12 protein-coding genes are annotated in these 12,600 nt (G+C 48.5%); 6 read left to right on the top strand and 6 right to left on the bottom strand.

Annotated elements, in window-relative coordinates; translation table 11 throughout:
- Nucleotides 1–185 precede the first annotated feature (185 nt).
- The 5 genes from TBC1_RS04875 to TBC1_RS04855 all read left to right on the top strand — a co-directional run bounded on the left by TBC1_RS04875 (nt 186) and on the right by TBC1_RS04855 (nt 2,744).
- Nucleotides 186–377, top strand: coding sequence for a cold-shock protein (locus tag TBC1_RS04875; RefSeq protein WP_062039294.1), 192 nt, complete (start codon nt 186–188; stop codon nt 375–377).
- Nucleotides 378–795: 418 nt separating this feature from the next.
- The gene (locus TBC1_RS04865; RefSeq protein ID WP_082189485.1) at nt 796–1,095 is read left to right on the top strand and encodes a glycine zipper domain-containing protein; all 300 of its coding nucleotides are present in this window, start codon (nt 796–798) and stop codon (nt 1,093–1,095) included.
- Nucleotides 1,080–1,244 (top strand): hypothetical protein, encoded by a 165-nt coding sequence (locus TBC1_RS17765; RefSeq protein ID WP_172668829.1) that lies wholly within the window; start codon nt 1,080–1,082, stop codon nt 1,242–1,244. Before TBC1_RS04865 ends, TBC1_RS17765 begins: the two co-directional genes overlap by 16 nt.
- 476 nt (nt 1,245–1,720) lie before the next feature.
- Nucleotides 1,721–2,239 carry a DUF1648 domain-containing protein gene (locus TBC1_RS04860; protein WP_062039285.1) on the top strand — a complete coding sequence of 173 codons (519 nt, stop codon included), beginning with the start codon at nt 1,721–1,723 and terminating at the stop codon, nt 2,237–2,239.
- Between the two features lie 145 nt (nt 2,240–2,384).
- Entirely contained in the window at nt 2,385–2,744 is a 360-nt protein-coding gene (locus tag TBC1_RS04855; protein WP_062039283.1) for an HU family DNA-binding protein, read from the top strand.
- A 338-nt stretch (nt 2,745–3,082) separates the two neighbouring features.
- Here TBC1_RS04855 and TBC1_RS04845 read toward each other — a convergent pair whose 3' ends face one another.
- Nucleotides 3,083–3,565 carry a DUF6252 family protein gene (locus TBC1_RS04845; RefSeq protein WP_062039278.1) on the bottom strand — a complete coding sequence of 161 codons (483 nt, stop codon included), beginning with the start codon at nt 3,563–3,565 and terminating at the stop codon, nt 3,083–3,085.
- A gap of 225 nt (nt 3,566–3,790) precedes the next feature.
- On the opposite strand from TBC1_RS04845, the gene TBC1_RS04840 reads away from it, so the two are divergent.
- Nucleotides 3,791–5,794: a cation:proton antiporter gene (locus TBC1_RS04840; protein WP_062039275.1), complete on the top strand. Its 2,004-nt coding sequence runs from the start codon at nt 3,791–3,793 to the stop codon at nt 5,792–5,794.
- 24 nt (nt 5,795–5,818) lie between these two features.
- On the opposite strand, the gene TBC1_RS04835 is transcribed toward TBC1_RS04840, so the two are convergent.
- The 5 genes from TBC1_RS04835 to TBC1_RS04820 all read right to left on the bottom strand — a co-directional run bounded on the left by TBC1_RS04835 (nt 5,819) and on the right by TBC1_RS04820 (nt 12,600).
- A complete protein-coding gene (locus TBC1_RS04835) occupies nt 5,819–6,481 on the bottom strand; it encodes a DUF4159 domain-containing protein (RefSeq protein WP_062039271.1) in 663 nt (220 codons plus the stop codon).
- An 18-nt stretch (nt 6,482–6,499) separates the two neighbouring features.
- Nucleotides 6,500–7,222 (bottom strand): RsmE family RNA methyltransferase, encoded by a 723-nt coding sequence (locus TBC1_RS04830; RefSeq protein WP_062039268.1) that lies wholly within the window; start codon nt 7,220–7,222, stop codon nt 6,500–6,502.
- A 169-nt stretch (nt 7,223–7,391) separates the two neighbouring features.
- Nucleotides 7,392–11,063 carry a PKD domain-containing protein gene (locus TBC1_RS04825; RefSeq protein ID WP_172668828.1) on the bottom strand — a complete coding sequence of 1,224 codons (3,672 nt, stop codon included), beginning with the start codon at nt 11,061–11,063 and terminating at the stop codon, nt 7,392–7,394.
- Between the two features lie 215 nt (nt 11,064–11,278).
- Nucleotides 11,279–11,416: a hypothetical protein gene (locus tag TBC1_RS17930; protein ID WP_154669510.1), complete on the bottom strand. Its 138-nt coding sequence runs from the start codon at nt 11,414–11,416 to the stop codon at nt 11,279–11,281.
- 26 nt (nt 11,417–11,442) lie between these two features.
- Nucleotides 11,443–12,600 carry a cytochrome d ubiquinol oxidase subunit II gene (locus TBC1_RS04820; RefSeq protein WP_062039261.1) on the bottom strand — a complete coding sequence of 386 codons (1,158 nt, stop codon included), beginning with the start codon at nt 12,598–12,600 and terminating at the stop codon, nt 11,443–11,445.

Below are 12,600 nucleotides of genomic sequence, written 5' to 3'. Positions count from 1 at the left end.
CGTGTTGCAGAAATCAGGAATTACCTGTAACATGTTGAAATATTGTGTATTACTGAGACGGACGGATTGTAATCAAAGTGTAAAAACCATCTGCCGGTGAAAAATGTGAAAATTTTTTACTGTATTTGTTTGGTAATTGAGAATTAGATTATATTTGCGCTTATTTTTTAATTTTTACCAATATCATGAAAACAGGAAAAGTAAAATTCTTCAACGAATCAAAAGGTTACGGATTTATTCTTGACGACGAGTCAGGAAAAGAGTACTTCGTTCATGCTACCGGCCTCATCGACCGTATCAATGAAGGTGATTCAGTAACGTTTGAACTTCAGGAAGGAAAGAAAGGCTTAAATGCCGTAAAGGTTAAATTAGCCTAACTCTATAGTTTGCGCTTTAATCTTATGGGGCTGTCGGGAGACAGCCTCTTTTTTTTACCACCGGACTCCTCAGGCTGTGGAAAATTTCAGACAAGCTGCCATACGCTGACAACATCCGGCCATTCATTCCCGGCTTATTTCATCATTTATATCCCGCTGATCTGTTTCCCTGTATTTTATCATTTTGTTTTTATTAATGAGCTGTAATAAAGCGATATAAGTTTTATCATTAATGAATTTTTTTCGGCATTATCATCTTAAAGCTGCATTTCAGAGCTGCGGGCAAATTCAATTCGACATTCAGGATACTTTCCGGCCTTCTTCTTGCTAAGGTGCACCGGAGAATTATTTAGTTCTGTGTTACTTTGAAGGAGTTGAGGGAATCGTACTTTTTGATTCAAACCTTAAATCAATTAGTATGAAGCGATTTTTGATGATTTTAGTTGCATTATCGATGGTGATAGCGGGTTCTAAAACCACCCGCACGCAGCGTGGTGCTGCAGTCGGAGCCGCCACCGGAGCCGCCCTGGGAGTCATCATAGGAAAAACGGCAGGCAATACCAGCGCCGGTGCGGTTATCGGCGCCACCGTCGGTGGAGTGGCCGGGGCCTTTATCGTTAAACAGATGGAAAAAAAGCCGGGGAAATCATGCGCAAAGTGCCTGATGACGATGAACTGGCCAAGTATTACAAGCCTTTTGATATGGGCGCCAAAGTGATGGCCGGATATGAACTGCCAGCAGGACTGCAGGTCATCCTGAAAGCCTCATTGGGCATCGCCAACATTGAGCCCTCATTCAACGGCCAAAAGCCCGATAACAATACAAAGAATGTTGGATTCGGCCTGTCGCTCGGGTATGTTTTTTAAATTTACCGGCAAGGTTCATTGAAGCATCAAAATCTGTCTCAGAAGCTGTAATTAAAGTAGCTGACAATAACCGGACATGAAAATATCATAAACCATTGTGCGCGGTTGGCTGATGAACTTATACAAGTAACGGGAATGTCAGAAAAATATTAATAAATTGCTTTTGAGGCAGATTTTTATATATCCGTTGCTTTTGTGCTGATTTTTTTCATAATTTTAACATATAAATCTTTAGAACCCGGGAGTATTATTTGAATGCCCGGAGCAGATTGATAATACCGGATGAATTGAATGATCAGCATATGGGAATTTAGCTTATAATTCTAAACACAACTTGTTCAGATTCATTGAAAAGAGATCCTTCCGGTAATAATAATTTAATAAGAAGCAGGCAGGGATAAAAGCCTGTGCCTCTATTCTGATGGTATAAAAGCGGACTGCTTACTACCTTCGATCGGGCCTGATATCACACAGTTATGTTAACAAGAAAAAACAAGAAGATCCGCAATCCCCTGAAGCCTTACCGGCCTCCCCGCTACGGAGTTGTCCTTGAATCTGCCGGGTGGGTTGTGCTTGCCGCCACCTGGCTGTTTGTACTGATCAGCTACGAGCATCTGCCCTACATTATCCCCACGCATTTCGACGCGGCCGGGCAGGCCGACGCATACGGTGCAAAGTCAGCCATACTTATGCTGCCGGTGATTTCCACGGTAATATTTATCGTGGTCAGCCTCGTCAGCTTCCTGCCCCGTATGCTGAGCCTTAAAGAAACCCTGAGCCCTTTGGAGGCGGGGCGGAAATATGGCGGCATTATACTTCTGCTGGTCTCAACGAAGCTGATCATGGCTGCGGCCTTCGGTTATCTGGCCTTCCGGACCATTCAGCAGGCAAAAGGGAATTCAGCGGGACTGGGCGGATGGTTTCTGCCGGTTTTTATTGCACTGACATTTATTCCCGTGCTCTTATTCGTAACCGGCAGGCTCCGGAAAACCTGAACATTTCAGCCCGGTGCCGGAAATAACAGGGGTGGAAACGGTGTTCAGGGAATGCAGAAGGATATTCATATGATAGTTTGCAGCAGGTCTGCTGTTTTCGGTTCAATCATTTATTGATTGTCAATTATCATCTTAATCTTTAGTTATGCCGGTTAATTATGTATTGGTAGCGCGGCCCAATCCGATGGATTCAGCGGTGCCGCGCAAGTACTATGCCCAGGCCAAAGCCTCAGGCAGCATTCATCTGAAACAACTCAGCAAAAATATGGCGGCCAGGTGCACGGTCACCTCTTCCGATATCCTGGCTGTGCCGGATGCGCTGATACAGGAGATGGTCGCGGAGCTGGGGAAAGGCCGCATTGTTAACCTTTGCGACTTCGGCAGTTTCCGCTTTACCTTATATGGCGAAGGTGCCGGAACGAAAGCGCAGTTCAACAGCGGGCTGATCCGTGGCAGCCGCATCGTGTTCCGTCCGGGCGCGTGGATTGAAACGACCATACTTTGAGGCTCCGGTCCTGCAGCTTTAGACGCGCTTTGCGCAAGCGTCTGGCTTGAAGTATGTTGGTGATGAAAACCGGGAATCAACTTGCAGTAATGTTCCTCTCAAAGATGCAATTCAAAAGCAATTCACAAGCGGGATTAAAATCGCGCGGAATAAGCGTGTCAGGATCCGGGCAAAGTTACGGTCCGATAGTTTTATGCGATGTTACCCAACCCATTATTTCTTTGCCTGCCCGTTTTAAAAAAGAGCCCGCCGGCACTTTTCAGGGCCGGCGGACCGTATGATTTCTGATTGCTGCTGGTTATAATGCCCGGGAGGATTTTGAGTGTCCCGGAATAATTTTAATAGATTGTTACAGGAACATTGGTAAACTGTCCGTTGGTAAATTCCACAACATCGTAGTCGAAGTTTTTAGCCCTGCAGTGGAATGTACCCGAAACCAGTTTTTTCTCCATGTCGTATTTGGTAATCGTCAGTTCGCCCACCACGCCATTGACAAACAAGGTGGTGTAGGTGCCCAGCCCGGGTGTGGAAATGCTGAACATGGCCCCTTCGCCTGGTTCCGTAATTTCCTCAGTGCCTGTGGTTATGCTGAATGAAACCGCCACCTGGTCGGAAGGCGAATTTCTTGAAGCGCTGATGGAGGTGCTGCCATTCGCTGAAGTGTAAACAGCCGTAACGGTTGTGGATTCCCAGGTTACGCCGTTGTACTCTACCGAAAGACTGGCGGGTTCTTCTTTGTTTTCATCATCATTATCTTTTGAACATGCAACAATCATGGTCATAGCGGCCAGCAACAGGCCGGCAAATTTCAGTTTTTTCATAAAGTTAAGATTGATTAATTGTTTAAGAGATCACTCAGCATCTGTCAGAAATATCTTGTTTTAGTCTATGGCAAAGATGTATGCGGCAAATATAGCAAATTAAAAATGCCGGAATAGTATGCGGAATCCGTTTTCGGCCGGCATCCGGTTTTTTCCGGTCTGTAAGGCAAAATATTCTATATTTGAAAGAGCATTGCCGGGTTCTGCCAAAAACTGTTTTCCTTTATGGAACTTCCCCTTTTAAAAGAAGTCGTAATTATTCTGGGCTTATCTGTGCTGATTATACTGATTTTTCAGCGGATGAAGCTGCCATCCATTCTCGGCTTTCTGATTACAGGGATGATCGCCGGCCCTAATGGACTCAGCCTGATCGGGGCAGCCCATGAAGTAGAGATATTGTCGGAGATCGGGATTATATTTTTATTGTTTATCATCGGGATTGAGTTCTCCATCAGGGGGCTGATAAAGATCAGGCATACGGTGTTATTGGGTGGCTTGATGCAGGTGGGAGGAACGCTAATACTGACAACCGCATTTGCTTATCTTCTTGGACTGTCGTTGCCAAAGGCGGTTTTTATGGGTTTCCTGATTTCGCTGAGCAGCACAGCTATCGTATTGAAACTATTGCAGGAGCGGGGGCAGATGAATACGCCCAACGGAAAAATTGCGCTTGCTATTCTGATATTTCAGGATCTGATCGTTGTCCCTATGATACTGGTCACCCCACTGCTTGCCGGCAATAGCGGCAATTTACTGATGTCGTTGTTGCTGATGTCGGGCAAGTTTCTGATGGTGGTTGGCTTGCTGTATATTCTGGCCCGGTATGTTGTACCATTGTTGCTCGACCGGGTAGTGAAGGCCAGGAGTCGCGAACTTTTTATTTTAACCATGGTGGTCATTTGCTTTGCCACAGCCTGGCTTACTTCTTCGGTTGGATTGTCGTTGGCGCTGGGAGCATTTTTTGCCGGGTTGATCATATCCGAGTCAGAGTACAGTCATCAGGCAACGGCAAGCATCCTCCCTTTCCGGGAAATCTTCATCAGCTTTTTCTTTGTATCGGTGGGGATGCTCACTGACCTGCAATATTTTGTCGGAAATCTTCCGGTTCTGCTTTTATTTACCCTGGCGGTGATCGTACTTAAGCTATTGATAATCATAGTAACGGTGATGCTGATGCGTTATCCGCTACGAACCGCGCTGATCTCCGGTTTTACACTTTTTCAGGTTGGGGAGTTTGCCTTTTTGCTGTCAACCATTGGTTTGCGCCATAATTTGCTTGAGCAGGATGTTTACCAGAATTTTCTGGCGATATCCATACTAACTATGGGGATGACCCCCTTTATGATTGCTTATGCCCCTGCAATAAGCGACTGGCTGATCAGGGCGGGTTTACCGGCCCGGGTGCGCGATCGTTTGATGCAGGTCCGTAACCGCAGGAAACTGCCGGAAGATTCTTCTTCAACAACATGGCACGATCATCTGCTTTTGGTCGGGTTCGGGATCAACGGCCACAATGTAGCCAGGGCTGCTGCCAAAGCAGGGATATCCTACGCTGTAATCGAACTTGATCCGGAAATTTTCCATCAGGCAAAGGCCGAAGGGGAGCCGATTGTATTTGGTGACGCTGCTGATGAAATGATTCTGCAGCATGTAAATACCCATGAAGCCAGGGTAGTGGTGATCGCCATTTCTGACCCTCATGCCACGCGTAAGATCATCAGCATGATACGCAGGCTTACCGAAACAGCCCATGTGATTGTGCGTACCCGATATGTTACGGAAATTGAGGAAACACTAAGGCTTGGTGCCGATGAAGTGATTCCTGAAGAGTTTGAAACATCAATTCAGATATTTACCCGGGTGTTGAACCGTTACCTGATACCATGGGACAAAATCCAGCATTTTACCGGGCAGATCAGGGCTCATAATTATGAAGTGCTGAGTAGTAAAGGAATTGGTATGGAAGGTCAGGCGCAGATACAATCGCACATACCGGACATGGTGATTGCAGTACTTCCGGTACAGCAGGATAATAATCGAATCGTGGGCAAAACATTGATTGAGAGCGGGCTCAAGTCAAAGTTTAATATCACAGTGCTCGCTATTCGCAGGGATAAGCGTTATATTACTGAAATTACCCCCTCTACTACGATCAGAACCGATGACATGCTCTTTTTATTTGGAAGTCCTGAGAAAATATCTGAGGTGAACAGGTATTTTGTCTTGTAAGAGATAGATTGCAGCGTGATTTTTTTATTTTGTAAATGCATATTGAATCAGGTTGGCCCCCATCCTCAGCGCTTTCAGCCGTGTCTCTTCCGAATCGTTGTGTACGGCAGGGTCTTCCCAACCATCGCCCAGGTCGGTTTCGTAAGAGTAGAAGCATACCAGTCTTCCTTCCCATATCAGTCCGAAGCCCTGCGGTGGCTTGTTGTCGTGTTCATGAATTTTGGGAAGCCCGTTTGGAAAAGGAAACCGCTGATTGTAGATGGGGTGCGAAAAGGGAAGTTCAATGAAATCGAGTTCGGGAAATACTTTTTTCATCTGTGGCCTGATGTAAGGATCCATGCCATAGTTATCGTCGATATGCAGAAATCCTCCCGCTATCAGGTAATTGCGCAGGTTAGCCGCTTCCTGCCCGTCGAAAAGGACGTTGCCGTGGCCGGTCATATGTACGAACGGATAGTTAAAGATGTCGGGGCTGCCGGCATCCACTGTGGCATAGTCAGGGTCAATATTGGTTCTGAGATTTTTATTGCAGAATTCTATCAGGTTAGGCAGCGCTGTGGGGTTGGCGTACCAGTCGCCGCCGCCGCGGTATTTCAGCAGGGCGATCTGTACAGGAGCGGGGGCAGATCCTGCCATCAGCAGCAGGGGCAGGGCCAGCAGCAGTATTTTTAGTTTTACTTTTCGCATCAGTTTTGTGTTGGTAAATTAAGTATTGATCAGGTTAACAATAAAACAGGCGGTCAGGGCGGCGGTTTCTGTCCTGAGGCGGGCTTTGCCCAGGCTCACCGGTCTGAAGTCAGCCTGAACGGCCTGTTGTACTTCCTGTTTGCTGAAATCGCCTTCCGGGCCGATCAGGACCAGGGTGTCTTTCCGTGGCTGACAACTGTCTTTCAGGTGCAGGGTTACCTGATCGTCGATCCATGCGATAAAGCGGTGATCAGCGGCTTCGGGGCGTTTGAACAACTGCTGCAATGACACGGGTTCATGGATTAAAGGCAGGGTAGCCTTGAGCGACTGTTTCATGGCTGCGACGGCTACTTTCTGCAGCCGGTCGGTCCTCAGCTTTGTGCGCTCGGAATGTTCGCACCATACCGGGATAATCTCGTCCACCCCGAACTCGGTTGCCTTCTCGATAAACCATTCGAAGCGGGCGATGTTTTTCGTCGGGGCAACCGCCATGATCAGCCGGAAACTGCGCGGGTCTTCCGGGGTTATCCCGGTTATCCTGACCGTGAATTTTTTGGGTCCCGGATCTTCGAGGATGGCCTCAGCAAAGTTGCCGAGTCCGTCGGTAAGCCTGAGCCGTTCACCGGTTTTGAGCCGCATTACCCTGAGGTGGCCAGCTTCATCGGCAGGCAACTCTTGCAGCACTTCGCCGTTACGGTAAACTTCGCCGAGGTTCTTTCCGGGCAGGTAAAACAGGTGCATGTCAGGTTTCTTTATCGGACTCACAAAGATAGTAAAGAAGCCGGTTGATGGACTTTTGTCTGACCTGTTCTTCCATTATCTTGTTATGTGTTGTTCAGTTCCTGCCTGAATTGAAAGGGATAAAAAAAAGCCGCAGGATGGCTGCGGCTCTTTCTGCTTAAAACTTTTACTATTCAATGATCAGTTTCAGTTGCTGGCGTTTTTCGCGCGAAGTAATGCTCAGCAGGTAGATACCGGCCGGCAGTTCGCCGGTTTGCAGGGTAAACTGCTGACCGTTACCAACATTGCGGGTAAGCATCTTTTTGCCATAGACATTGTATAAGCTGAGTTCCGTTCCTGTAAGCATAGTTTCGGACAGGATATTGAAAACGTTCTTTCCGGGATTCGGGAAGACACTGATTCCTGAAACAGGATTGATCCGTATGTCGCTTCCAACGAGGTCGGTCACGTAGATGTTGTCAAGGTAAAGACTGTTGCCGCGGCGGTGCACCGATTCGAAGGCAATGCGCACGTCGTTAAGGCCTGCCCACTGGCTGATGTCGATCAGGAAGCAGGAAGGATTGCCCGGGTTGCCGCACCAGTCACCGGGAAGTGCCGGAACAAACAGTCCGGTATCCACCACCGCATGGGTGCTGAAATTATTACTTCCGTCTTCGCCGATGGCAAATACCCTTTGCCAGTTGAGCCCACAATCGGAGGATAGGTAAATTACCAGCGAATCGGTAATCTGTGAATACCTGCGGACATATGCATGTTCAAAGCCAAGGAACGCAGCGGTGAACCCCTCCAGGTTGAGCGGCGGGGAGATCAGTCTGTCGCGGGGGCCGGGGGCGGAAGCGTAATCAAAGAAATTCATCATGATGGCATTGCCCGGTGAGGAACTTCCCTGTGCCTGTGTAAGGCTCCAGGTGGTTTTGTTGTCGGGGTTTTCTGCCTGCCATCCATTGGTCTGCAACGAATTGCTTTCCCAGTCCTCGCCAAAGGGAATGGCGACACCGCCCACCTGAATATACTGCTCTCTGGTAACAGATGTTGCTCCGTTGACATTGGCAGCTTCGAGTGTAACTGTGTAATTGCCCGGGCTGTTGAACGATACCTGGGGATGCTGTGAATTTTCGGTTGTTCCGTTGACAAAGGTTACATCTGCCGGTTCAAAACTCCATTGCCAGGATTCGGGGCAGTAAGCAGTGTTATCGGTAAACTGTACAATGGCATTGTCGTTTGAGCAGAAAACCCTTGTATCGGCCGAGAAGTCGGTCGCGGGCAGAATGCTGTTGCTGACCGTGATAAATCCGGTTTTCAGTTCGGTGCTTGTACCGGCAGGGTTGGCAACGGTAAGGCTTACCGAGTAGGTTCCTTCGGTGGCCCAGGTAATCCCTGTCGGGTTCTTTACCGTTGAGGAAGGGGTATTTGCTCCGGGGAACGACCAGTACCATTCAAAGGGGATGCCGAGTGAGAGATCGTTGAAATTCACGGCGCAGCCTGCCGGCACTACCGTTTCAGAAGCGCTGAAATCGGCCATGGGGGCGGAATAATTTACGGGAGACTCCCATAATCCCCTTCCGTAAGTTCCGGCACGGATCACATCTCCGTTGGGGCCTGCGGGATCATAATAGATCTCAAGTTCAGTTACCTTGCCGGCAGCCGGGAAACCATCGGAGAACATGATCCAGTCGGTCATGGTTCCGTCTTTGTAAAATATCCCTATATCTGTACCCAGGTAAAGTCCTTCGGGGCTGTTGCGGTAATAAACCAGTGTATTCATCTGCACATCGGGCAGGGTGCCGGTGATTTCGGTCCAGTTGTATCCCTTGTCTGTTGATTTGAAGATGCTGTTCTGCTGAACAATGTAGACCGTGTTTTCATCAACCGGGCTGGTTTCAATGGCGGTAATGGTTTCCGCTGAGGGAAGGTTAGGGGTCAGGGTGTTCCAGGTAACCGCGCTCTCTTTCACATTGTCGCTGCGATAAAGCAGGTTTCCGCTGGCAGCATACATGATGTTGGTATTTACCCTCGACTGGCTGAGTACACTCAGGTTGCTGGTGTTGATATTGGAAATTTTTGCCCAGCTTACGCTGTTGGTATTGCCCGCCTTGATGTTGGTGCTTCTCCACACATTCTTGTAGCCTATAAACATCACATTGCCATCGAAATGATCAATCAGGAAGGGGGTTACCCAGGCGCCGCTTTCGGTGATGCCATTGGAACCCTGCCCGGCAATCTGTCCCTGGGAGTTATGGTTGAAGATACGGTTGATCGAACCATAATAGACCGTTGAATAGCTGTAACGGTCGTCGGTGGGGTCGAAGGCGCATTCCATACCGTCTCCGCCGCCTACGGCAATCCACTCGGTGCCTGTGTAGGTCGAGGTGCCGTTATCCTGATAGCCGTTGATTACGAAGTTTTTGTTGGTCGCGCTCTGTCCGATCTTGTATGCCTGACTGATCACCAGACCGTTTGAAATTTCGGTCCACGATTGTCCTCCGTTGGCTGTCCAGTAAACCCCGCCGTCGTTCCCGGCATAAAGGCGGTTGTTCAGCGGATTATATTCAAGTACATGAAGGTCGGCATGAACCGACTGAACGCCGCATCCGCCATACCAGTGGGCGGTGATAAACCAGTTGGTTCCCCCGTTGGTTGATTTGAAGATATTGACCCCACCGGCGTGGATGATGTCGGGATTTTCCGGGTCAACCGAAATATCGAGATCATACCAGGCCTGTCCGCCGCTGCCTCCGTTGCAGTCCCAGGCCATGATGTTGGGCGTGGTTGAACGCAGGGTGAATGATAGTCCGCTGTCGTTTGAGCGGTAAATGCCTTTATAGGAATCGCTGTTGGTAACAAGAAAATAAACGATTTCCGGGTCGGCAGGTGATACGCCGATGACCCCGCGGCTGCCGCCGGTCAGGCCATTGCTGATTACCGTGAATGTTTCGCCGTTGTCGGTCGAACGGTAAAAAGTTCCTCCTACTGCAGCATAAACGATATCGGGATTGCCTGGCTTAAAAACCACTTCCTTGAAGTTGCCGTTGGCCTTTTTTACCCAGCTTGCACCGGCGTCAACGGATTTGTAGAATCCGTTGCTGGTTGCGGCAAGTATGATGTTATTGAAAACAGGATGGATCAGCAACCTGCCAACGGTGGCATTGCCCATGCCGTTGGATGACAGGTCCCAGGTGTAACCGCCATCCAGGCTTTTCCAGACTCCGAGTCCGGGGGCGTCGCCGGCATCGCGGTCGCCGGTGCCCATATAAATAACGTCAGGGTTGGCATAATCAACTGCTATGGCCGATACTCCAAGGGTAGGCAGTATGTCGGTATAGCTTTCCCATGTCTGGCCACCGTCATGGGTTTGCCAGAATCCTCCTGAGGGAGCGCCGATGTAAATGGTGTTGGCATCTGTGGGATGGAAGGCAATAGCGTTGACACGGCCAAGGCCACGGTAACCGTTGTATCCCGAAGGCACGGTGAATGGTCCCAGCGGGGTCCAGTTGCCGGCTGTTGTGCGGCTGCTGTTTCTGCTGATGTATTCATTGTATGCCCTGATGTCGCGGTCGGCGGCGGGGCGGGTACCATCGGCCGACACCCTTGGCTGCATCATGTATTCCCAGCGCTTGAAAGGTTTGTAGCCACTTCCCTTGGTAATTTCCCGGCCTTCCCAGTATGTGTTGAATGCTTTTTGCGTTTCAAAAAAGTTGGCAGAAGGATCCTGCATCATCTCAACCCAGTAGGGGTAATTTGCAGTGTCGTTAACGGCATTTTGCGCCGAAGCAGGTGTGCTGAGTATGAGTCCCGTAAGTAAAGCGGTCAGCATCACTCCTGCCCAGATCGTTTTTTTCATGGATGGATTTGTTTGATTTATTGTAGTATGGTCCACAAAAATAATCATTTGCAGTTTACATACGCAGTTCGCATTCATATTTAATTCCGAATTTATCCATACATAGTCCCATAGGGCTTTCTATGGTTTACGGGGATAAAAAAAAGGAAGTCCCTGAACGGAACTTCCTTACTTCGCACATTTAAAAGAAATGACTTTAAGTTGCAGGGCCGGCGTCAGGGCATGGTGTCTTCGCCGAGGGGGTCGTTCTTGATTTGTTTATCAAGAATTTTAAGTGCCCAGAGGCTCAGGTAATAGGATGCTATGATCATAGCCGGCCAGGCCAGAAACCAGAGGATTTTATCGAGATACATTTTTTTGCGTTATTAGGTTTAACATTTTAATAAATATGGGTGCCTTCCTCATCCAGTTCGGCTTTCTCAATCGGTTTGTTGTTGATTGATTTCCAGGCGAAAAAGATATAGGTGATTACAACCGGAACGAACAAAGAAACATAACTCATCGCGGTAAGCGTGTAATGGCTCGATGAGCTGTTGCGGATGGTCAGCGAATGCTGCAGATTATGCAAAGATGGGTAGAAAGCTGTATTGTTTAGCCCGGCAATCAGGAATAAGGCGAAAACAGCGAGTACGGTGCCGGCTCCGGTAAACCAGATGCCCCTGTTGCTCCTGCAGAAAAGAAACCTGCCAATGCCAGCCAGTACGCCCACGACCCCGGCCAGGAACAATACCAGTACTACCGGCATCTGAATCAGATTATGGAAATATTTGAATTTTTCCATAAAGACTTCTCCTGTGTCCGGGTTTACGGCAAAGCCCTGTTTCAGCAGCAGGTGTATCACGAAATAGAGGAAAAATACCAGAAAAGGTAAGGCATTGTATAACATCTGTTTTCTGGCGCGCCCGTGAATGTTTTCATCGCTGACACTGTTGACGATGTAAAGGATGCCCAGTACCCTTGCCAGGAAAAATACCGAGAGGCCGAGTGCGACATTGTGGAAGTTGAGTACCGCTTCCAGGCCATGGAAAGGCGTTTCCCAACGGGAAATTGCAGAATCGTAGATATTGGTCAGGTTGAGCTTATCAACCGAGAACATGGCTCCGTTGAAGAATGTGCCGACCGCCGTGCCTATCAGGATAGTTCCCAGCGCCCCGTTGATGAAGAGAAATGTCTCAAAAGTGCGTTTGCCAAGGAAATTATTGGGTTTGCTTCTGTATTCATAAGAAATGGCCTGAATGATAAACGCGAAAAGAATGGCCATCCACACCCAGTAGGCACCGCCGAAACTGGTAGAATAGAAGAGGGGAAAGGAGGCAAAGAATGCGCCGCCGAAAGTTACCAGGGTGGTAAAGGTGAGCTCCCATTTACGGCCCAATGTATTTACGATCATCGAACGTTCGGTATCGGTTTTGCCCAGGGTGTAAATAAGGGTCTGACCGCCCTGCACAAACATAAGGAAAACAAGCAGGCTGGCCAGCAGTGAAATGATGATCCACCAGTATTGCTGAAGTGTCAGTAATTCAAAAGTTTCAAACAT

Source organism: Lentimicrobium saccharophilum, assembly GCF_001192835.1.
In the GTDB taxonomy this organism is placed as follows: domain Bacteria; phylum Bacteroidota; class Bacteroidia; order Bacteroidales; family Lentimicrobiaceae; genus Lentimicrobium; species Lentimicrobium saccharophilum.
Note: the sequence above shows the minus strand (reverse complement) of the source record. Positions and strands in the feature narration are given on the sequence as shown.

Excerpts from the sequence above, each read along its gene's own strand:
- TBC1_RS04875 (WP_062039294.1), top strand. The coding sequence starts at position 186 with ATGAAAACAGGAAAAGTAAAATTCTTCAACGAATCAAAAGGTTACGGA.
- TBC1_RS04865 (WP_082189485.1), top strand. The coding sequence starts at position 796 with ATGAAGCGATTTTTGATGATTTTAGTTGCATTATCGATGGTGATAGCG.
- TBC1_RS17765 (WP_172668829.1), top strand. The coding sequence starts at position 1,080 with ATGGGCGCCAAAGTGATGGCCGGATATGAACTGCCAGCAGGACTGCAG.
- TBC1_RS04860 (WP_062039285.1), top strand. The coding sequence starts at position 1,721 with ATGTTAACAAGAAAAAACAAGAAGATCCGCAATCCCCTGAAGCCTTAC.
- TBC1_RS04855 (WP_062039283.1), top strand. The coding sequence starts at position 2,385 with ATGCCGGTTAATTATGTATTGGTAGCGCGGCCCAATCCGATGGATTCA.
- TBC1_RS04845 (WP_062039278.1), bottom strand. The coding sequence starts at position 3,565 with ATGAAAAAACTGAAATTTGCCGGCCTGTTGCTGGCCGCTATGACCATG.
- TBC1_RS04840 (WP_062039275.1), top strand. The coding sequence starts at position 3,791 with ATGGAACTTCCCCTTTTAAAAGAAGTCGTAATTATTCTGGGCTTATCT.
- TBC1_RS04835 (WP_062039271.1), bottom strand. The coding sequence starts at position 6,481 with ATGCGAAAAGTAAAACTAAAAATACTGCTGCTGGCCCTGCCCCTGCTG.
- TBC1_RS04830 (WP_062039268.1), bottom strand. The coding sequence starts at position 7,222 with ATGCACCTGTTTTACCTGCCCGGAAAGAACCTCGGCGAAGTTTACCGT.
- TBC1_RS04825 (WP_172668828.1), bottom strand. The coding sequence starts at position 11,063 with ATGAAAAAAACGATCTGGGCAGGAGTGATGCTGACCGCTTTACTTACG.
- TBC1_RS17930 (WP_154669510.1), bottom strand. The coding sequence starts at position 11,416 with ATGTATCTCGATAAAATCCTCTGGTTTCTGGCCTGGCCGGCTATGATC.
- TBC1_RS04820 (WP_062039261.1), bottom strand. The coding sequence starts at position 12,600 with ATGTTTGAAACTTTTGAATTACTGACACTTCAGCAATACTGGTGGATC.